Origin of the sequence: Polyangium jinanense (assembly GCF_028435265.1) — a bacterium.
GTDB classification, from domain to species: domain Bacteria; phylum Myxococcota_A; class Polyangia; order Polyangiales; family Polyangiaceae; genus Polyangium; species Polyangium jinanense.
Genome location: NZ_JAGTJK010000012.1, coordinates 239,015 through 257,795, shown reverse-complemented (window position 1 = coordinate 257,795; position 18,781 = coordinate 239,015). Strand labels below are relative to the sequence as shown.

19 protein-coding genes are annotated in these 18,781 nt (G+C 69.9%); 11 read left to right on the top strand and 8 right to left on the bottom strand.

Going from position 1 to position 18,781, the window contains the following annotated elements:
• Window positions 1-90: 90 nt before the first annotated feature.
• A complete protein-coding gene (locus tag KEG38_RS23510) occupies window positions 91-2,799 on the bottom strand; it encodes a M1 family metallopeptidase (RefSeq protein WP_272422022.1) in 2,709 nt (902 codons plus the stop codon).
• 185 nt (window positions 2,800-2,984) lie between these two features.
• Between KEG38_RS23510 and KEG38_RS23505 the strand changes: the two genes are divergently transcribed.
• Genes KEG38_RS23505 through KEG38_RS23495 form a run of 3 tightly spaced genes read left to right on the top strand, consistent with a single transcriptional unit; the run spans window position 2,985 to window position 4,400 of the window.
• Window positions 2,985-3,500 carry a hypothetical protein gene (locus KEG38_RS23505; protein ID WP_272422020.1) on the top strand — a complete coding sequence of 172 codons (516 nt, stop codon included), beginning with the start codon at window positions 2,985-2,987 and terminating at the stop codon, window positions 3,498-3,500.
• Window positions 3,461-3,949, top strand: a complete 489-nt coding sequence (locus tag KEG38_RS23500; RefSeq protein ID WP_272422018.1) for a hypothetical protein — start codon at window positions 3,461-3,463, stop codon at window positions 3,947-3,949. The genes KEG38_RS23505 and KEG38_RS23500 overlap by 40 nt, the downstream gene beginning before the upstream one ends.
• A gap of 55 nt (window positions 3,950-4,004) precedes the next feature.
• Entirely contained in the window at window positions 4,005-4,400 is a 396-nt protein-coding gene (locus tag KEG38_RS23495) for a RidA family protein (RefSeq protein ID WP_272422016.1), read from the top strand.
• A gap of 22 nt (window positions 4,401-4,422) precedes the next feature.
• Here KEG38_RS23495 and KEG38_RS23490 read toward each other — a convergent pair whose 3' ends face one another.
• Both KEG38_RS23490 and KEG38_RS23485 read right to left on the bottom strand, forming a co-directional pair.
• Entirely contained in the window at window positions 4,423-5,802 is a 1,380-nt protein-coding gene (locus KEG38_RS23490; protein ID WP_272422014.1) for a beta-propeller fold lactonase family protein, read from the bottom strand.
• Window positions 5,799-7,274, bottom strand: coding sequence for a YncE family protein (locus KEG38_RS23485; RefSeq protein ID WP_272422012.1), 1,476 nt, complete (start codon window positions 7,272-7,274; stop codon window positions 5,799-5,801). The genes KEG38_RS23490 and KEG38_RS23485 overlap by 4 nt, the downstream gene beginning before the upstream one ends.
• Window positions 7,275-7,409: 135 nt before the next feature.
• On the opposite strand from KEG38_RS23485, the gene KEG38_RS23480 reads away from it, so the two are divergent.
• Window positions 7,410-8,282: a DsbA family protein gene (locus KEG38_RS23480; RefSeq protein WP_272422010.1), complete on the top strand. Its 873-nt coding sequence runs from the start codon at window positions 7,410-7,412 to the stop codon at window positions 8,280-8,282.
• A 153-nt stretch (window positions 8,283-8,435) separates the two neighbouring features.
• Here the strand turns inward: KEG38_RS23480 and KEG38_RS23475 are convergent, their stop codons facing one another.
• On the bottom strand, window positions 8,436-9,524 hold the full coding sequence (locus KEG38_RS23475; protein WP_272422008.1) for a type VI secretion system protein: 1,089 nt from the start codon (window positions 9,522-9,524) through the stop codon (window positions 8,436-8,438).
• On the bottom strand, window positions 9,524-10,159 hold the full coding sequence (locus KEG38_RS23470; protein WP_272422006.1) for a DotU family type IV/VI secretion system protein: 636 nt from the start codon (window positions 10,157-10,159) through the stop codon (window positions 9,524-9,526). Before KEG38_RS23470 ends, KEG38_RS23475 begins: the two co-directional genes overlap by 1 nt.
• A gap of 121 nt (window positions 10,160-10,280) precedes the next feature.
• On the opposite strand from KEG38_RS23470, the gene eno reads away from it, so the two are divergent.
• Window positions 10,281-11,555, top strand: a complete 1,275-nt coding sequence (gene eno, locus KEG38_RS23465; RefSeq protein ID WP_272422004.1) for a phosphopyruvate hydratase — start codon at window positions 10,281-10,283, stop codon at window positions 11,553-11,555.
• Between the two features lie 83 nt (window positions 11,556-11,638).
• Here the strand turns inward: eno and KEG38_RS23460 are convergent, their stop codons facing one another.
• Window positions 11,639-12,097, bottom strand: a complete 459-nt coding sequence (locus tag KEG38_RS23460) for an RNA recognition motif domain-containing protein (RefSeq protein ID WP_272422002.1) — start codon at window positions 12,095-12,097, stop codon at window positions 11,639-11,641.
• A 406-nt stretch (window positions 12,098-12,503) separates the two neighbouring features.
• Here KEG38_RS23460 and KEG38_RS23455 point away from each other — a divergent pair, with 406 nt between their 5' ends.
• Window positions 12,504-12,947 (top strand): universal stress protein, encoded by a 444-nt coding sequence (locus tag KEG38_RS23455; protein ID WP_272422001.1) that lies wholly within the window; start codon window positions 12,504-12,506, stop codon window positions 12,945-12,947.
• A gap of 5 nt (window positions 12,948-12,952) precedes the next feature.
• Here the strand turns inward: KEG38_RS23455 and KEG38_RS23450 are convergent, their stop codons facing one another.
• Window positions 12,953-13,189 carry a hypothetical protein gene (locus KEG38_RS23450; protein WP_136927744.1) on the bottom strand — a complete coding sequence of 79 codons (237 nt, stop codon included), beginning with the start codon at window positions 13,187-13,189 and terminating at the stop codon, window positions 12,953-12,955.
• 381 nt (window positions 13,190-13,570) lie between these two features.
• On the opposite strand from KEG38_RS23450, the gene cysT reads away from it, so the two are divergent.
• From cysT to KEG38_RS23435, 3 genes are read left to right on the top strand one after another with little or no spacing between them, the layout of a single operon-like run.
• Window positions 13,571-14,425 carry a sulfate ABC transporter permease subunit CysT gene (cysT, locus tag KEG38_RS23445; RefSeq protein WP_272421999.1) on the top strand — a complete coding sequence of 285 codons (855 nt, stop codon included), beginning with the start codon at window positions 13,571-13,573 and terminating at the stop codon, window positions 14,423-14,425.
• Window positions 14,418-15,254, top strand: coding sequence for a sulfate ABC transporter permease subunit (locus tag KEG38_RS23440; protein ID WP_272421998.1), 837 nt, complete (start codon window positions 14,418-14,420; stop codon window positions 15,252-15,254). The genes cysT and KEG38_RS23440 overlap by 8 nt, the downstream gene beginning before the upstream one ends.
• Window positions 15,255-15,260: 6 nt before the next feature.
• Window positions 15,261-16,337, top strand: coding sequence for a sulfate/molybdate ABC transporter ATP-binding protein (locus tag KEG38_RS23435; protein ID WP_272421997.1), 1,077 nt, complete (start codon window positions 15,261-15,263; stop codon window positions 16,335-16,337).
• On the opposite strand, the gene KEG38_RS23430 is transcribed toward KEG38_RS23435, so the two are convergent.
• Complete coding sequence (locus tag KEG38_RS23430) at window positions 16,338-16,925, bottom strand: hypothetical protein (RefSeq protein ID WP_272421996.1); 588 nt, start codon at window positions 16,923-16,925, stop codon at window positions 16,338-16,340.
• Window positions 16,926-17,077: 152 nt separating this feature from the next.
• Between KEG38_RS23430 and KEG38_RS23425 the strand changes: the two genes are divergently transcribed.
• Both KEG38_RS23425 and KEG38_RS23420 read left to right on the top strand, forming a co-directional pair.
• Window positions 17,078-17,611, top strand: coding sequence for a hypothetical protein (locus KEG38_RS23425; protein ID WP_272421995.1), 534 nt, complete (start codon window positions 17,078-17,080; stop codon window positions 17,609-17,611).
• 69 nt (window positions 17,612-17,680) lie between these two features.
• Window positions 17,681-18,781 (top strand): PHP domain-containing protein, encoded by a 1,101-nt coding sequence (locus tag KEG38_RS23420; RefSeq protein ID WP_272421994.1) that lies wholly within the window; start codon window positions 17,681-17,683, stop codon window positions 18,779-18,781.

Genomic DNA, 18,781 nt, shown 5'->3' with positions numbered 1-18,781 from the left:
CAGGAGCCGCTGCTCGACCTCCTCCACGGTTCCTTCAGCTGGATGCTCATGCCGATCGCGTGAACCACTACGAACTTTGGGGATGATGTACTAGTATTTCTGGAGAAAGGCCCGGAGGCTCGGTTCGAGCTTCTGCCGCTGCGCCACGCAAAGCGAGATCGACTCCAGCGACTGCGCGAGGGATCGCGGCGCGCCGACGATCTCGGAGACGCGGCCCTCGAAGACGCGCGCGACGGCGGCGCGGTTCGTGTCGTCGCAGGAGCCCTGAAACACGAGGGGGAGGAAGCCCCGCGCCTCGGTCGGCATGCGCGCGACGAGGGTGCTCCAGTTCTTTTCGACGTACCCGAGGGATCGTTCGAGCATTCGCTCGTCCTGGCCGAGGAGCCACACGGCGTCGCGCGGATCGAAGCCGCCGTCGAGGACGAGCGCGAGGGATTCGTCGACGAGGGCGCGATCCCGGAAGCTCGTGAGCGCCTCGAGGAAGGCGCCGCGGCGGCGCTCGTCGCGCTCTTTCTTGGCAGCCTCGCGCAATCGATCGAAGAGCGCGCGATCGCCGCCGTGCCGCGCCGCGAGGGCAAGCGCGGGGCCGGCAATGTCGAGCGGGGCGGCAGCGGGGTCGGCGAGGAAACGCGCGGCGAGGGCGCGGAGCTCGGCAAGCAGGGCCGGATCCTCGCCACGATCGGCGACGAGCGAGACGAGGAGGGGACGGAGGAACGTGATGGATTCGTCCTCGCCGGGCTTCGGGAGGATGCCGAGGGCGCGAGCGCGCTTGCCGAAGGTGCGGGAGACGAAATGGGCGAAGCGCGGGCGGAGGTCGGCAGGGACGTGCGCGTCGCGGACGCGGGCGACAAGCGCGGCCGCGCCGCGCTCGAGGAGAGGATCCGGCTCGGCGACGACGTCGGGGACGAGGGAGAGAATGTCACCGGGGACGAGGGCGCCACTCTCGACGAGGGCCGAGGCGTCGTCGAGGAGCGAGAGGCGCTCGGGCAAACCGAGGAACTTTCCGGGCTTGCCGAGGAGCCGCGCGAAGTCCGCCTTTCCGAGATCGACGTGGTAGTAACCGACGCCTTCGTCCTTCAGGGCAAACGCCGCGGGGCACGATTTTGCCTTTTCGAGCGGGAGCTCGGCCGTCTTCGTGGTGAGGAGCGTGCAGGCGCGCGCTTCGGGGCCGGGACCATAACGGAGGCAAACCGGGATCTGCCAGGTCGATTCGGCGGCGCCGGCGGATCCGGCCGGGAGCCAGCGCGATTGCGAGAGTTTTACGCGCGGGGGTTTGCCCTTCTCACACGAGAGCTCGGCCTTGACGAGCGGGACGCCGGGCTGGTCGAGGAAGGTGGCGAACGCGGGGCCGATCTCGGGGCTGGTCTCGGCGGAGAGCGCGCTCAGGAAATCGGCGGCTTTCGCATTGCCGTGGGCGTGCTCGCCGAGGTAACGGCGGACGCCGCGCTGGAATTTCTCGGGGCCGACGTAGGCCTCGAACATGCGGAGGACGGCCGCGCCTTTCTGGTAGGTGATGCTGTCGAAGGCATTGGCGATGTCGTCCTGGGTGCGGATCTCCTGCCGGATTTTTCGCGCGCTGAGCAGGCCGTCCTCGCCCATGGCATACGAGGCCGAGGCGACGCGGCGGGTGTCCTCGCGCCAGGAGGGGGAGAAGCGATCGACGATTTTGCTGCCCATCCAGGTGGCAAAGGCCTCGTTGAGCCAGAGGTCCTCCCAGAAGTCCATGGTGACGAGGTTGCCGAACCATTGATGGGCGAGCTCGTGGGCCATGGTCGCGGTGAATCCGCGCCGGAACATGGGCGTCTCGTCGGCCGGCGCGGCGAGCGAGCCGCGGGCGCCATACGTGACGAGCCCCGGGTTTTCCATGGCGCCGAACGAGGAGAGGCGAGGAATGGTGACGACGTCGAGCTTTTCGTAGGGATAGGCCGTCCCGAGGTACTCTTCGAGCATTCCGAGCAGCGGCGGCGTGGTCTTCGCCGCGAACGAGGCCTTGCCGGCCGCGCCGCGCGGGACGGCGACACGAACCGGGACCTTGTTTTTCCCGGCCGTACCCGCGTCGACAATCTCGAAGGGCCCCACCGCGAAGGCGACGAGGTAACTCGGCAAAGGCGGCGTGGGCGCGAAGCGGACGAGCTTCATGCCGCCCGGCTCCTTGGTCTCGCCGAGGGCGGGCGTATTCGAGAGGGCGACGTCGGTTTCGCGGACGCGCAGCGAGACTTGCCAGGGGACCTTCACGCCGGGGTCGTCGATGCAAGGAAAGACGCGGCGCGCGGCGGTGGCCTCGAAATGGGAGAAGATGTACGAGGTGCCGTCGGCCTCCTCGCGGAAGGCGCCGTGATCGTCGAGGGACGATATCGCGCCGCGATACTTCACGACGAGGCGCGCCGAACCGGGCGGCGCCGGGGTGTCGAGCGCGAATCCGACGAGGTCGCCTTCCGTGGGCACGACGCGGAGCGGGAGGTGTTTGGCGGCGGCCTCGATGCGGGCCTCCTCGACGGTGAGGCGCTCGGCGTGGAGCCAGAGGACACGCGTGGGCTCGGCGAGGCTGAGGTCGATGGTGATCTCACCGCGGAGGACGTCGTCGCCGGGGACGAGGGTGAGCGTCGCGGCATAACGAAGCGGATGCACGGCGCGCGGGAGGCGCAGGCCGGCGGGAGGCGCGGGGAGGTCGGGCGCGGGCGCGGCGGCCGTGGGTTTGGCGGCGGCGGAGGGAGCCGGGGGCGGCGCGGGCGGCGGCGGCGCGGCGGAGCAAGCGACGGTCGTGGCGAGGAGCGCGAGGAGCGAGCGAGGGGATTTCATGATTCGGCTCGGAGGGCGGGAGGAAAGCGCGCGCATGGTGGCACGAGGCGCGCCCGAGATCACGATGGTTCGGCGCTCCCCGGCGGCCGCCAGCCCCCGCCATGGCGCCGTCCCCCCCCGAGCGGCATTTTCATGCACGAAAGCGGGGCTTTTTCCTGGCACGTCGTTCGCCATGGGGGCGCGGCATGCAGCCCAGGAAGCGGAAGGGCGAGGCGGGGCTCGACGACGATGTCGACCTCGTGCTCCGCCACGTATCCCGGCAATTCGCTCGCGAGGTGGCACGCGCGCTCTGCGACGCGGACCAGACGATCGTCGAGCCCCTCGGATGGGTGGAGACGCAGGTGACGGGGCGCCAGCGGAGGCTCGATCGCGCGCTCTCCGTGAAGGTCGGCGACGAGCGGCGACTTCTCCACGCGGAGTGGACGCTCACGATGACCGAGGAAATCGCGTTCCGGGTGTTCGAATATCACAACCTGACGGCGCTCGCCGCGGCAGACGAGGCGCGCGGGGGCCGAGGCAAGCCGCTGCCGATCGAGAGCGTGGTGATCGTCCTGTCCGTCGGGAAGAACCGTGGCCTGCGCACGCGGCGTACCGGACTTCCCCGGCGAAAGCTCCGTTTTGCGGGGTGCATTTCCGGATCGAGCCCGTCTATCAGCGCACCGTGGCCGAGCTCGAGGCCCGCGGGAGTGCGTTCTGGATGATCTTCACGCCGCTCGCCGCCGACGCGGACGCGCGCAATCTGGAGACGGTGCTGGAGGACCTGCGTGCCCGGACGAACGAGCGCGACTTCGCGGAACTCGGCGCGGCCATGGTCGCGCTGGCGGATGCGGATAAGAGAGAGCGAGGGCTCGCGGATGTGGTACACTCCTGTTTGTCGCGGGAGATCGTCATGCAAAACCGGATCTACAGAGAAGGGAAGGCGATGGGGATCGAGGAGGGCCGCGTGGAGGGGTTTGCCCAGGGCCAGCTCGCGGTGCTCGCACGCCAGGTCGAGCGACGGCTCCGGCGCCCGCTCCGCACGGACGAGCAGGAGCAGCTCGCCGAACACCTGCGGGTGGACGGTCCTGACGTCGTGGCCGATGCCATCTTCGATCCCGAAAGCCGCGAGCGCTGGCGCTCGCTCCTTTCGCCGCGAACGTCGACGCAATGACCGCCCCATTCTCGGGCGCGCCCGTGAAGCAGCCGGGCCGTGGTATACCCAGGCCATGCAAAAACGACGGGTGTTCTCGGGCGCAGAGTGGGAGGCACGCGTAGGGTATTGCCGGGCCGTGGCCGTCGGCCCGCACGTGTACGTGGGCGGGACGGCGCCCGTCGCGGTGGGCGGAGGGACGCACGCCAAGGGAGACGCATATGCTCAGGCGATCCGCTGCTTCGAGATCATCGAGGCGGCGCTTCGGGAGGTGGGCGGGTCCCTCGCGGATGTGGTGCGCACGCGGATGTACGTGACCGACATCGAGCGGTGGCCCGAGATCGGGCGCGCGCACAAGGAGATGGTCGGCGCCCACGCGCCCGCCGCCATGATGGTCGAGGTGCGGCGGCTCATCGCGCCGGACATGCTCGTGGAGATCGAGGTCGACGCTTACGTCGAGGGCGCGGGCTGAACCGGGCGAGCGCGCCGCGGGCTCATTGCTCGAGCACGAGGATCGATTTGTCGTAATAGGACGCGACGACGGCGCGGGAGCTGTCGCGCGTGACATCCACGGCGCAGACGCCAGGTCCCGTGGGGATCGTGGCGACGATGCGAAGCGGTTCGCCAGCGATGACGGCCACGCCGCTGCCCTTGGGGGGTCGCTCGGTGCCGCCGAGCGCGACGAAGAGCGTACGGCCATCCGGCGAGGCCGCGCCCGCGCAAGGCGAGCCGTCGAGCATGAGTGTGCTCGTGACCTTCATTGTGGCGAGGTCGACGACCGTGACCGTGCGCGCCTTGCTGTCGAGCGTGACGCCGAGGCGATCGTCGTTCAGGAGGAACCCCTGCTGCGGGCCCAAGCCAACGGCCGTCGACTTGACCTGCGTGGTCGCGGCGATGTCGAGGAGCACGGCCTTGTTCGAGACGCGGTCCGGGAAGAAGAGCGTGCTGCCGTCCCGGGAGATCGCGCCGGCGCGCGGCTCGCGGCCAACGAAGATGCTGCGGCGGGTGGCGCCGAAAGGCTCCTCGCTCGGGTCGAAGAGGTCGATCCACGCGCCCGCGGCGCGGCCGCCGTGCGAGAGCGCGCCCATCGCCGCGATGTACGGGCGGTTCTCGGCGCGGACGAGGAAGAGCTGGCCCGTCGCGTGCGGCAAGGTGATGTCCGCGAGGCGCACGCCCGTCGGCAGGTCGAACCGCGCGACACGCTTGCCGTCGATGGTCGAGGCCACGACGCTGCGGCCGTCCGGCATCGGGACGATCTCGCCCGGGCTCTTGCCGACGTCGAGCAGCACCGGATCCCGATCCCACGACGACGTGTCCATCACCGGGATGCGCGCCGCGTCCTCGTGCCGGAGGACCGCGACGTACCGGTCGAAGATCATCCGGATCTCGTCGCCCTGCGCGGGCATCGAGGCCTTGTGCACGAGCTCGCCCGTCTTGAGCTTGTACTCGCGCAGCGTGGCGTCGTCGGCGCTGACGTAGACGCTCGTGCCCTTCGGGTGGAAGACGACGTCGAGCGGGTGGGCGTCGCCGAGGCGGATCTCGCGGGTCTTCCAGCGCTTTTGCGGGTCGGCCGGCGTGGGCTCGGGCTCGGCCTCGATCTCGGGGCCGATCGAGCCGGGACGCGGCGCGCCCGCGGCGCTGCTCGAGCCGGAAGGATCGAGGTTCGTCAGCGGCGGCGCCTCGCCCACGGGGGACTCGCGGCCGCCGACGACGACGGCGAAGATCGTCCCGGCGAGCGCGATGCCGCCGAGGATCACGCGCGGCACGCGCGGCTGCGCCTCCGGGACGAGCCACGCCTTGCACGCGCGGCACTTGCGCGCCCCGAAGACGATCGGCGCTTTGCAGGCAGGGCACGGGACGCGCTGCTGGCTCATCGCACCACCCACGCGACCTTGGCCCAATCCGAGAAGACGAGCGCCATGCGGCCGTCCGGCGTCAGCCGCACACGCTTGGGCTCGCCCGAGAGCGGAAGGAGCTTCACCGCGTAGGACTCGAGATCCACGATCGCGAGCGAGCCCGCGCCGTCGCCGGTGAGCGTCACGAGGGCCTGCTCGCCGTCGGGCGTGACCACGAGGTCGGTCGCACGTCCGTTGAACGGGATGTGCCGCGCGAGCTCGCCCTTCGCGAGGTCGAAGACCTCGAGCGCGCGCCCCTCGTGGCAACGCACGAGCGCGCGGCGGCCACGACGCACGAGCTCGATTTGCTCGGGCTCGTCGCAGGTCTGGATCCGCTCGCGGCGGCGCACCGCCCCCGACGGCAGCCATTCGAGCGGCACGAGCGCGTCCTCGGCGCGCAGGACGACGTAACTCGCGCTGCCCTCGGGCGTCATGAGCACGCTGACCGGATTGCCCAGCATCGACGTGCGCACGCGATCCTGCTGCGACGCGAGCCGGCTCGGATCGAAGGCGTACACGGCGCCGCCCGCGGGATCTCGCAGGCCCGGCAGCGGGACCTGTCCCGTCGTGCCGAGCGCGCGCGTGCCCGTGTCGTCGACGCCCATCGGCCCCACGGGGTCGTCGCCGAAATGGATGCGGTCGATCTCGGCGTGGTACTCCGTCGCCAGGATCGCGACCGCGTGCGCCGACGGGAGCGACACGAGCGCGCGCCGCCCGTTCGCCCCGACCGACACCTGCCCGACCATCGCGCCGAGATCGATCGTCTTCTGCAGGCCCATCGAGGCCGCATCGACGACGTAGAGCCTCTGCGGCGAGGTCGCGTAGAGGTGCTCGCCGACGCGGTAGAGGCCCTTGATCTGCGGCGCGTCGCTGACGAGCGTGAGCAGCGCGCCCGTGCGCGCGTCGTGCACCTCGATGCCCGTGAGCAGCGCGAGCGCGAAGCGATCCGCGTCGAGCGGCAAGGCGTCGGAAACGTCCTTCGGCAGGGCGAACGGCCCCGTCACGAGCGGCTGCTCGCCGAGGTGCCCGACGTCGTTCGGCTTTTGCCAGACGCACTGGCCGACCTGGCAGGCCTCGCCGTGCCAGCAGGGCGAGGTGCAGGTCGGCGTGACGACGGTCGGCGAACGCGAAGCGGCCCGCGGCGGGAGGAAGCGGCCCGGGGCGAGGCTGCGCAGAGCGATGCCGGTCGCGAGCACGCCGGCCATCGCGAGGCCCGTGACGAGCGGACGCCAGTGGAGCGACAGCCAGCTCGGCGCCTTGGCCGTGGTCGCGCCGGCCTTGAGGCTCTTGCTGGCCGCGAGGGGCTCGTCACACTCGGGGCAAAGCTCGAGGCCCGGCGTCACGGACTCCAGGCACGTCGGGCACCGCAGCCGCTTCTTGCCGGCGTCGCGGACGGAGATCGGCGCGCTGGTCTTGGCGGGTGTCGGGGGAGGCGGTGCGGCGTCGTGCACGTTCGGCCGGTGAATACCCCGACCGCGGTCCGGCGTCGAGGGGGGCAAAGCCGATCCGCCCGCGGCGGTGTGGGGTTGGGGCGAAGGCCGCCGTGAGGCGAGCCGAAGCCCCATTGTGGACGTAAGATGCGCGGCGTGACTTTCCGAACCCTCTCCCCGCTCCTGCTCGTCTCCGCGCTCCTCGCGAGCGCGTGCGGCGGGAGCCAGCACGCGGACAGCGGCGGCGCCCTCCAGATCCAGCGGCCGCAGGAAATGGACGATCTCGTGCCGCGCGAACGCGAGACCGTCGAACGGCTGCTCGACGAGCAGATCGCCCCCTGCCCCGATCAGGCCGTGCCGATCTCCACCTGCCTCGACGAGAAGCGTTCTTGCAAGGCCTGCGAGCCAGCGGCCCGTTTCATCACGGAGCGCGTGAAAGCCGGCCTCGGCCGCGCCGACGCGGCGCGCGCTTACGAGATCCGCTTCGGGAACAAGGTCACCACGGTCGACGTCGCCGGCTCGCCGACGAAGGGCTCCGCGACCGCGCCCGTCACGATCATGGTGTGGTCGGACTTCGAGTGCCCCGCGTGCCGAAGGATCGTGCCGATCGTCGAGCGTGTCGCCGCGGCGCACGAGAACGACGTGCGCCTCGTGCACAAGTTCTACCCGCTGCCGCGGCACACCCACGCGGAGGTCGCGGCCCGCGCCGCCTACGCCGCGCAGAAGCAGGGGCGCTACTGGGAGATGGAGCACGAGCTCTTCGAGAACCAGGACAAACTCGGCGACGCGACAATCGGCGAGCTCGCCGAGGAGCTCGGGCTCGACATGGGCAAGCTGCGCGCGGACATGCAATCCGAGGCGGCGACGAAGACGATCGAGCGCGACAAGGCGGACGCGGATCGCGCGGGCCTCATGGGCACGCCGTTCATCCTGATCAACGGGCGCGAGTTCGACCTCGGCCTCTTCAAGCCCGAGCCCGACCTCGACGCGTGGGTCTCGATGGAGATCGAGCTCGCCCGCGGGCGCTAGAGCATCGACCGGTTCGATGCTCGGAAGATCGCGAAGCGATCTTCCCTCGGGGGGTGAATCGGCCGGGCTTTGCCCGGACGAGAGGGGGACGCGAGGCGTCCCCCTCGGGACAAGAGAGCTAGAACATCGAGCGGTTGCAAACCGATCGATGTTCTAGCGGTTCACGCCCGCGACGATGATCGCGGCGATCCACACGAGCAGCGCGGAGCCGGCGAGGATCAACGTCGCGAGGTCGTCGCGCCAGCGCACACGCAGGGGCACGAGCTCCTTCTCGGGCAACGTGACCGTCTTGACGAGCGCGTGGATCGGCAGCCCGCCCGGCCGCATGCCCTGGGGCATCGAGGCCGGGTAGAGGCCCATGCTCTGAAACCTCGCCACGCCCGCGCGTTGCCGATCGCCGACGCCGGGCACCGCGCTGCCGATGGCGAGCGCGCGGAACCAGGGCACACGCTCGTACGCGTTCGGCATCGCGAGCACGCCGAAGAGGATGCGCAGTCGGTCGAGTAGCTCGCGCACCTCCACGAGATGCTGATAAGCGCGGATGCGCGTGTCGACGTGTTCCTCGCCCGAGAGCTTGGCGAAGCAGAACATCTCGAAGCGCGCGGCGAGCCCGTCGATCTCCTCGCGGATCTTCGGCAGCGCGTCCTGCGGCGCCACCTCCTGGTGCAGCGTGAATCCCCACGGATCCTCGCGCTTGCGCTCGGGCGTCCACTGGAACACGTCGGCGAATCCCCAGACCGTGTCGAAGCGGGTGAGGATGACGTACGTGGGCACGTCACCGCCGAGGTGCCGACCGATCTCGACGAGCACGTCGCGGTAGTTCTTCGCGTACGCCTGCACGCCCGCCTCGTCGAGGTCGGCGAAGGCCGCGACGTTGAGCACGAGGATGAGCGCGTCGAGCGGCTCGCGCGGCCGCTTGCGCAAGAGCTCCTCGCAGAGCGCCTGCAGCAACGCCGGATCGCGGCGTGGGCCCATCACGTGACCTTCGGGCTCGATGAACGCGCACTCGTCGGCCATCCAGTACGTGCAGAACGGCGTCGACGACGCGGGCGGCAAGGGGCCGTCACCGCCGGACCACGTGAGGAACTGCGAGCGGATCGCCGTCGATCGCCCCGTCCCCGGCTCGCCGACGACGAGGTAGATCGGCACCTGGTAGGGCGGCTTCTTGCTCGGGTGCTTCTGCGCGATCGCCGCGAGTAGCGCGTCGATCTCTTGCGTGAACGGGCCGATCTCGTTCGCCATCACTTGCCCCCGACGGCAGAGACGATGACCAGGGTCAAGCCCACGACCACGAAGAAGATCCCGATCCCGCGGGCCATCCACAGCGATTTCCACCACGGCGTCTGGTGGTCGATCGGGCGCACCGTCTCCTCGCGCACGGGACGGAGCGCGCCCGCGTGCCAGTCGCGATCCGGATCGACGCCGAGGATCCGCGCCACGTCGATACGCGTCTGCGTCGCGCCGTACTGCACCTGTCCGGGCAAACCGAACCTGCCGAGGAAGCCGAGGCCGAGCACCACGTAGTACGTGGCGAGCACGCTCTTCGGTCCTTCCTTCACACGCTCGAGGCGCTGGTAGAACTCCACGCCCGCGTTCGTCGTGTACCAGCGTGTGGCCTGCAGCGAGTATTGCGACCAGAGCGGACGCAAGTCCGGAAGGCTCATCGCGATCTCGTCGATGATCGCCGCGATGGCGAACTGGCCATCGTCGGCGGAAACGACGGGCAGCTCGTCGGTCACCTTCGAGCTCTTGAGCTCGTTCATCAAGGAGTTCGCCTGCTGGAGCAGATGCTCCGCGGGCGGACGCCTCGGGGACTGGCGCACGGAGCAGATCCAGAGGAGCAACTCCTCGCCATACACGCCGATCGAACGTTCCACGCGGCCGGGGAGCATAACGCGACTCGCGCCCCGGGGAGGAAGACTTCTGTGGCGATCGGCCCCTGTTCGCCAGCGTGCCCACCACGCTATGCTGCCGGCCCTCTGCCGAAGGAGCGTTCTCATGTCCGAGATTCAGAGCGTGATGGCCCGTGAAATCCTCGATTCCCGTGGCAACCCCACGGTGGAGGTCGAGGTCAGGACGACCAACGGCTTGGGGCGCGCCGCGGTCCCGAGCGGAGCCTCCACCGGCGCCTACGAGGCCGTCGAGCTGCGCGACGGCGACAAGAAGCGGTACCTGGGCAAGGGCGTGTCGAAGGCGGTTCGCAACGTCGATACCGTCCTCGGCCCCGCCGTCGTGGGCATGGACGCCCTCGATCAGTCCGCCGTCGACAAGGTCCTCATCGAGGCCGACGGCACGCCGAACAAGGGCAAGCTCGGCGCGAACGCGATCCTCGGCGTTTCGATGGCCGTGGCGCGCGCCGCGGCCGACACCGTGGATTTACCGCTCTGGCGGTACCTCGGCGGCGCCGCCGCGCGTGTCCTGCCGACGCCGCTCATGAACATCCTGAACGGCGGCGTGCATGCCGACAACGGCCTCGAAGTGCAGGAGTTCATGATCGTGCCCTTCGGCGCGGCGTCGTTCGACGAGGCGCTGCGCATGGGCGTCGAGGTCTTCCACACGCTCAAGGGAATCCTGAAGAAGGGCGGGCACGTGACGGCCGTGGGCGACGAGGGAGGCTTCGCGCCGCGGCTCGCCACGAACGAGTCGGCGCTGCAAGAGGTCGTGCGCGCGATCGAGGCCGCCGGCTACAAGCCCGGCGAGGACATCGGCCTCGCGCTCGACGCGGCGATGAGCGAGTTCTTCGACGAGAAGAAGGGCGTCTACACCTTCGACAAGGGGCCGAAGACGCCCGAGGAGCTCGTCGCGATCTACGAGGATCTCGCGAATCGATATCCGATCGTCTCGATCGAGGACGGCTGCGCGGAGAACGACGACAAGGGCTGGAAGCTCATCTCGGAGCGGCTCGGCAAGAAGGTGCAGCTCGTCGGCGACGACCTCTTCGTCACGAACCCCGAGCGCCTCGCGCGCGGCATGTCCGAGGGGATCGCGAACGCCATCCTGATCAAGCTGAACCAGATCGGCACGGTCACCGAGACGCTCGACTGCATCCGCACCGCCGGCGAAGGCGGCTATCGGTCGATCATCTCGCACCGCTCCGGCGAGACGGAAGACACGTTCATCGCCGACCTCGCGGTCGGCACGAACGCGGGGCAGATCAAGACGGGCTCGTCCTCCCGCTCGGATCGCGTGGCGAAGTACAACCAGTTGCTCCGCATCGGCTTCGAGCTCGGCGAGGGGCAGATCTTCGCCGGCCAGAAGCCGTTCAAGCGCTGAGCACGCGCACAAAACAGAAGCGCCCCGAAGCCTCGGCTCCGGGGCGCTTTCTTTCGGGCCGGCTCTCGCCGGGCCCTCACGCCTTACCAGCGATCGCCGCGATCGCCGCGACCGCCACGATCCCGGCCGCCGCCGCCGCCACGACCGCCGCGCCGGTCGCCGCCACGACCGCCGCCGCCACCGCCGCGACCGCCGCCGCCACCACCGCCGCCGCCGTAGCCGCCGCCGCCGCCGCCGCCCATGCCGCCGCCACCGCCGCGGAAGCCACCACCGCCGCCGCCGCCGCCCGGCGTGCGCTCACGCGCCTCGTTCACGGTCAGGGTGCGCCCGTCCAGGCTCTTGCCATGAAGCGCGTCGATGGCCGCCTGCGCTTCCTTGTCGCCCGCCACGTCCACGAAACCGAACCCGCGCGATTGCCCCGTCACCCGATCGGTCATGACCTGGACACCGACGACCTCCACACCGGCTTGCTGGAAAGCGCTGCGGACGCTCTCCTCAGTGGAGTGGAAGGCCAAATTGCCCACGTACAGTCGCTTGCTCATCCTCAGACCACCCGATGCACGACCTCTCCTGACCTTCCCCGGATGCGACCCGGGCCGTGCATCGGATCGCTTCGAGACCACACAGACGAGCGACCGTCAGCCGATACAGATCGAGCGACCGCGAGCAAAGCGGGCTGTCAGAGTTCGACGACGAACGGGCCTAGGGCGATCATGAGGCTAACGCCCCGCTCCCCAACGCGCAAGCAACTATCGCGACGCGGGAAACGCCGGTTTCCCTAGCCGATTCCCTGCAGTGGCCGCGTCCGTCCAGGGTAGTTCGTGTCCGCTCACGCCCGCCGAGAAACCTCGTTTCAGCTGGGAAAGCTTCGCGAGCGAGCAGACTGGGAACACCAACGATGACGCCGCGAGGCTTACCGATCCGGGATCGACGCATCAAGGAGCAATCATGCCGTTCCAGAAGATCGTCGTGCCGATCGACTTCGAAGAGACCTCGGCCTACGCGCTCGAACGTGCGATCGAGCTCGCCGCGAAGCTCGGCGCCGCGGTCACCGCCGTGCACGTCTACAGCCTGATCGTCTACACCTTCCCCGACGGCTCCTACCTCCCCCTCTCCGAGCTCGCCGAGGCTGTGCGGCAGGGCGCGCAGCGCAAGCTCGACGCTGTCCTGGAGGCGCACCGGGGCCGCGGCGTCCGGCTCGACGGCGTGCTGCGCGAGGGCCGTTCGGCCGACGAAATTTGCAAGGTCGCGGCCGAAATCTCGGCCGATCTCATCGTGATGGGCACGCACGGCCGCGGTGCGATCGGACGCGCGCTGCTCGGCAGCGTGGCGACCGCCGTGCTGCGCCGCGCGAAGATCCCCGTGATGACGCTGCGCAAGCCTGCGGCTTGAGGCGTTCAGCCGCGCGAGAGCGCGCGGATGGCTTGCATGCGCGAATCCTTCTGATCCGGCGGCAGGAAAACGGAAAGCGCTTGCTCGATCGAGCCGAGCGCCCGCGCGAGCTCCGAGGGGCTCATCGTCTCCGCCGTCACCCCCACACGCGAGCACGCGCGCTTGATGGTACCTCGGGCAAACACCTCCGAAAGACCACTGGCGGCAATCACCTTGTCGAAGAGGGTTTCCGGCGGGCTCATGTTGGGGGCGATTACGCTCGTTCCGTCAAGCCGTGGAACGTCGCGCTATGAGCGCCCGACGTCGGGTCCACGTGTCCCTCGGTCTGGGCAAGGGCGATCGGTAGATGCGATGAAATGGCGTATGGGTTCCCACTCATTCGCACCGATCACGTTCGAGGTGGTTACCAGAATCGCCGTGCCGCCGCAACCCTGGAGACCTCCCCCACGGATCGACTGCAGATCACGGCCTCATTTGCAAGCTCCCGGCAGGAACGTGGGCAGCCCGAACCGAGCGATGAACCCCCGTGCGCGTGACCACCACGGACATTGTCACAGCTTTCCGATGCAACTTTCACATCGCCGTTGCGAAGGAGCTCCGCGGCGCGCCATCCTCACGCTCGCTTGAGCACGACGGTAGAGCTGTCCGGAGCGCGGTCGACGGGCCGGTCGAGGGCGCGAAGACAGCCCCTCGGCAAGCTCGGTCTGCGCGTGGCGGCGGGGACCTACCTCCTGCTCATGGTGGCGCTGCCGGTCGCCACGCTCGCGCGGGAGGGGCTCTCGAAGGGCCTCACCGAGCTCGGGCGGGCGCTCCTCCACCCGGTCGCGCGCGGGGCCGTCCTCCTGACGCTGGAGACGGCGCTCGTGATGGCCGCCGTGAACGCGGTGATGGGCACGCTCATCGCGTACGTGCTCGTCCGCTACCAGTTCCCCGGGCGCAAGCTGCTCGACGTCCTCATCGATCTGCCCTTCGCCATCCCCACGCTCGTGACGGGGATGATGATCGTCACGCTGCTCGGGCCCCACGCCGCGCTGGGGCAGCTCTTCGAGGCGGCGGGCCTGCGCGTCGTGTACGCGCCGCCGGCGATCATCCTTTCGCTGCTCTTCGTGACGCTCCCGCTCGTGGTGCGCACCGTCCAGCCTGTGCTGATGGAGCTCGACGGGGCCGACGAGGAGGCCGCGTTCACGCTCGGCGCGAGTGAGTGGACGACGTTCCGGCGGGTGACGCTGCCCGCGATCGCGCCGGCCATCGTCTCGGGCGCGCTGCAGAGCTTCGCGCGGGCCCTCGGCGAGTTCGGGTCGGTGGTCGTGGTGGCCGGTAACATCCCGCGGCGTACGCTGACCGCGGCCGTGCACGTGTTCGGGGAGGTGGAGTCTGGCGACGTGCACGCGGCGAGCGCGATGTCGCTCGTGCTCGTGACGATCTCGTTCTGCGTGGTGCTCGTGGTCTCGGCGCGGCAGCGGGGCGCGCATGGCTGAGCGAGCGGGCGGCGGACGGAGGCGCGTGCGTGCCCTCCTGATCGGAGCGGCCGTGCTCTACGTGGGCGCGCTCGTGCTCGTGCCGGTCGCCTCGCTCCTGCGCGGCGCGCTGGGCGGCGGACTGCGGCCGTTCGCCGAGGTGCTGGCGCGGCCCGACGTGCTCTCGGCGCTCGTGATGACGGCCAAGCTCACGGCTTTCGCGGTCGTGGTGAATGGCACCCTCGGCACGGCGCTCGCGTTCGTTCTCGTGCGGGATCGGTTCGTGGGAAAGCGTCTCCTGAACGCGCTCGTCGACGTGCCGTTCGCGCTCTCGCCGGTCGCGGTGGGCGTCGTCTTGCTCTCGCTCTTCGGCAAGGGCGGGCTGCTGCGGCCGATCACGGATGCGCTCGGCGTGGAGGTCGCGTTCGCCTGGCCGGCGATGGCGATGGCGACGGCGTTCGTGACGCTTCCGTTCGTGGTGCGCGAGGTCGGGCCCGTGCTCGAAGAGATGGGCACGGATCAGGAGCTCGCCGCGTACACGCTCGGGGCCTCGCCGTTCGTCACGTTCGTTCGGGTCACACTTCCGGGAATTCGATGGGGGCTCGCGTACGGCGCGACGCTGACGATGGCGCGCGCGATCGGCGAGTTCGGCGCGGTGCTTCTCGTTTCAGGCGGCGTCGCGGGGCAGACGGAGACCGCGACGGTGTTCGTGTACCGGGCGCTCGAAGATCGGGACGATCGCGGCGCGTACGTGGTGGCAACGGTGCTCGCGCTCGCGTCGATCGGGCTTCTCTTGCTGCTCGACATGGTGCGAAAGAAGCGCGGCTCGCGCGCGAAGGCGGGAGGGTAGGCGCTCGTGGGTATCGTGGCGCGTGATCTCGTGAAGCGTTTCCCCGGCGGCAGCGGACGGGCGGTCGACGCCGTGTCGTTCGAGATCGGAGCGGGCGAGCTCGTTGCGCTGCTCGGCCCGAGCGGCGGCGGCAAGACGACCGTGCTGCGGATCCTGGCGGGGCTCGAATCACCCGACGAAGGGCGCGTGCTTCTGCGCGGCGTCGACGTGACGGACGTGCGGGTGCAGGAGCGGAACATCGGCTTCGTGTTCCAGAGCTACGCGCTGTTCCGGCACATGACGGTGCGCGAGAACGTGGGGTTCGGCCTCGAGATCCGGGGCAAGTCGCGGGCGGAGGTGGATCGCGTGGTGAGCGAGTTGCTCGCGCTGGTGCGGCTCGCGGAGCTCGGCGAGAGGTACCCGCACGAGCTCTCGGGCGGGCAACGGCAGCGCGTCGCGCTCGCCCGCGCGCTCGCGCCGGGGCCGAGCGTGCTCCTGCTCGACGAGCCCTTCGGCGCGCTCGACGCGAAGGTGCGGCTCGAGCTCCGCGAATGGCTGCGGCGTCTGCACGAGGAGCGCGCGATCACCACGGTGTTCGTCACGCACGACCAGGAAGAGGCGCTCAGCGTGGCCGATCGGGTGATCGTGATGAACCGCGGCAAGGTGGAGCAGATCGGCACGCCGGAGGACATCTACGATCGACCTGCGACGGCGTTCGTGGCGGGGTTCGTGGGGTCGATCAACGAGCTCGAAGGCGAGGTGCGCGGCGGGCGCGCGGCGCTCGGGAGCCTCGCGGTGCACGCGCCGCCGGGCGCCGGGGACGGGACGAGTGTGCGCGCGTTCGTCCGGCCGCACGACGTGGAGCTCGTGGGTGTGACGAGCCGCGTGGAACAGCGCAGCAGCGTGGAGGTGGCGACGGCGCGCGTGGAGCGTCTCGTGCGGGTCGGCTGGATGGTGCGGATCGAGCTCAAGCTCGACGACGATCAGCCGCTCACGGTGGAGCTCACGAAGGATCGCGTGGCCGAGCTCGGGCTCGCGGAGGGGGAAGAGGTGTTCGTGAACCTGCGCGACGCGAAGCTCTTCGTGCAGGATTATTCGATCTAGCTAGCGAGCGGGCCGGGCGAGCGCCCCGAGCACGCGCTCGGCCTCCTTGATGCGCGCGTCGCGCTCGGCGAGCTTCTGGCGCAGCCGCGACGCCTCCTCGTCGGCCGCGGCGATCGCGGCCTGCTGGGCGCGGAGCTGGGCCTCGGCGTCGGGCTTGATCTTGCCGAAGTAGAAGCCGAAGGCCGCGGCGAAGAGAACCATCGAGCCGAGGGCGCCGAGGCGCACAGCGCGGCCGAGGCGCTGGTTCTGTTTGTCCTCCTTCAGCGCGGCGAGGGCGCGCTCGTGCGCCTCCACGATCCGCATCACCTCGAGGCGCGCGTTCGCCTCGGCCTCGGCGCGCGCGCGCTCGACGGCGGCGATGCGGATCGCCTCGATGCGCGCCTCTTCGGCGCGGCGCTCGGCGTCCATGCGCGCGCGGCGCTCGGCCTCGATCCGAGCGTGCATCGAGGACGACTCGCGCGCGTGACGCGCCGCCTCTTCGGGTCCGAGCCTTCCTGCGGCCTCGTTCTCCGGACGAACGCGCGCCTCTTCCAGGCGCGCGAGGTACTTCAACGAAAAGAGGAGGGCGCCCTCCTGCATCGTGGCCATGCGCGACGACTCCTTCGGTCTGAATGCCCCAGGCCGCGGCGCCCCAGGCGCTGCCCGGCCGAGGGTGTTCCCTTGGACGCGCGGTTTCGTGCGCCCTTGGGTGCGCGCCCCGCGGAGCGGGATCCAGGCCGCGGGCGTGCTACCTTTTCAGAATGAATGGCTTCATCGAATCAGGCGCGGGGCACAGGGTGGGCAGCGAGGGGCGCGGGGCGCGGTGGGCTTTGCTCGTCGGAGCTGCGATGGCCATGGGCACGTTCGGGTGTTCGTCCGTCGTAAGCGAGTACGACGTGGACGCGAATTTCACCGTGACTCCCAAGGTCGACGGGTCGTTCTTCTGGTGGAACGAGGTCACCTTGGAGAGTGACGTCAACTCGTACGGCGCGGCCCGGCTCGGGTTCGTGCGTATCTCCGTGGCGCCGCCCGCGGAGGACATCACGTTCGTCGACGAGATCCTCGGCGAGGCGGTGACGTCGACGGGGCGCACGCCGCTCGTCTCGAAGTCGGAGTTCCCCGCGAAGGAGCCCGACGTGATCCTCGACGTGCTGCACGACGGCGACATTCGTCCCTTCTTCGAGGACGGCAAGAAGGTCCGCGTCGAGTGGACCGGCCGTACGAACCCGAACTTTTTGGCGTGGCCGACGGACGGGATCGATGTCTCCGTGAAGGTCAGGCTCGTCCTCGATTGAGCGGGCGCGCCGCGGGGCGCTTCCGCCCGCGCGGCGTATGGAGCTATCCTCGCGGGCAAGGAAAGGCCGATGCGGTCGAAGACGGGCAAGTTTCGCTGGATCGCGCTCGGCGTGGGGGTCGTCACGATCGGCGTGGCGGCGGCCGTCGCGTTCACGCGCGTCCCTCCCGAGCCCACGGCCATCGCGGCGCCGCTCACGCTGAACATCAAGATCGACCCGCCCAAGCTCAGCCCGCCGAAGTTCGCCGAGACCCTCGACGTCACCACGTTCCAGCGCGGCAACCTCCACACGCACAGCCAGTGGAGCGACGGCGATCGTTCTCCGAAGGACGTCTACACCTGGTATCGCAGCCACGGCTACGCGTTCCTCGCGCTCACCGATCACGACAACCGCGTCAGCCCCGAGACGTTCGCCGCGCTCGAGCGCAAGGGCTTCGTGATCATCGCGGGCGAAGAGGTGACGATGTGGGCCGAGGGCAAACCCGTCCACATCAACGGCCTCTGCACGAAAAAGACGATCGGCGGAGGCCGGTTCAACGCGAAGCGCGATGCGCTCTTGCACGGGCTCAATCGCGTGCACGAGCAGGGCGGCGTCGCGCTCGTGAACCACCCGAACTTCGACTGGGCGCTCACGCTGGACGACGTGCGCGTGACGCGCGGCGCGGAGCTCCTCGAGATCTGGAGCGGCCACCCGTACGTGAACACGGAGGGCAACGCGGAGCGGCCGTCCCACGAGGCCGTGTGGAACACGCTGCTCGACGAGGGTTGGTCGATCGGGGGCGTGGCGGTCGACGACGCGCATCACCTCGGCCTGACGAAGCCGGACGTGAAGCCGGCCCGGCCGGGGAAAGGTTGGGTCCAGGTGTTCGCGGAGAAGCCCGATCGAGCGCTCATCTGCGAGGGGCTCGCGAAGGGGCGGCTCTACTCGTCGTCCGGCGTGACGCTCACGCGAATCCGCGTGACGGAGACGAAACTGAGCGTGTGGCCGAAAGAAGAAGGCGCGGTCGTGGTGTTCATCGGCGCCGGCGGGAAAGAGCTCGCGAAGGTGGGACGAGGCCCCGAGGGCGACGCGACGTACGAGCTCCGCGGCGACGAGACGTGGGTGCGCGCGCGTGTCGCGCTTCCGGACGGGAAGATGGCCTGGACGCAGGCGTACCGCGTCGTTCGGTAG

Excerpts from the sequence above, each read along its gene's own strand:
- KEG38_RS23510 (WP_272422022.1), bottom strand. The coding sequence starts at position 2,799 with ATGAAATCCCCTCGCTCGCTCCTCGCGCTCCTCGCCACGACCGTCGCT.
- KEG38_RS23505 (WP_272422020.1), top strand. The coding sequence starts at position 2,985 with ATGCAGCCCAGGAAGCGGAAGGGCGAGGCGGGGCTCGACGACGATGTC.
- KEG38_RS23495 (WP_272422016.1), top strand. The coding sequence starts at position 4,005 with ATGCAAAAACGACGGGTGTTCTCGGGCGCAGAGTGGGAGGCACGCGTA.
- KEG38_RS23490 (WP_272422014.1), bottom strand. The coding sequence starts at position 5,802 with ATGAGCCAGCAGCGCGTCCCGTGCCCTGCCTGCAAAGCGCCGATCGTC.
- KEG38_RS23475 (WP_272422008.1), bottom strand. The coding sequence starts at position 9,524 with ATGGCGAACGAGATCGGCCCGTTCACGCAAGAGATCGACGCGCTACTC.
- eno (WP_272422004.1), top strand. The coding sequence starts at position 10,281 with ATGTCCGAGATTCAGAGCGTGATGGCCCGTGAAATCCTCGATTCCCGT.
- KEG38_RS23460 (WP_272422002.1), bottom strand. The coding sequence starts at position 12,097 with ATGAGCAAGCGACTGTACGTGGGCAATTTGGCCTTCCACTCCACTGAG.
- KEG38_RS23455 (WP_272422001.1), top strand. The coding sequence starts at position 12,504 with ATGCCGTTCCAGAAGATCGTCGTGCCGATCGACTTCGAAGAGACCTCG.
- KEG38_RS23450 (WP_136927744.1), bottom strand. The coding sequence starts at position 13,189 with ATGAGCCCGCCGGAAACCCTCTTCGACAAGGTGATTGCCGCCAGTGGT.
- KEG38_RS23440 (WP_272421998.1), top strand. The coding sequence starts at position 14,418 with ATGGCTGAGCGAGCGGGCGGCGGACGGAGGCGCGTGCGTGCCCTCCTG.
- KEG38_RS23430 (WP_272421996.1), bottom strand. The coding sequence starts at position 16,925 with ATGGCCACGATGCAGGAGGGCGCCCTCCTCTTTTCGTTGAAGTACCTC.
- KEG38_RS23425 (WP_272421995.1), top strand. The coding sequence starts at position 17,078 with ATGAATGGCTTCATCGAATCAGGCGCGGGGCACAGGGTGGGCAGCGAG.
- KEG38_RS23420 (WP_272421994.1), top strand. The coding sequence starts at position 17,681 with ATGCGGTCGAAGACGGGCAAGTTTCGCTGGATCGCGCTCGGCGTGGGG.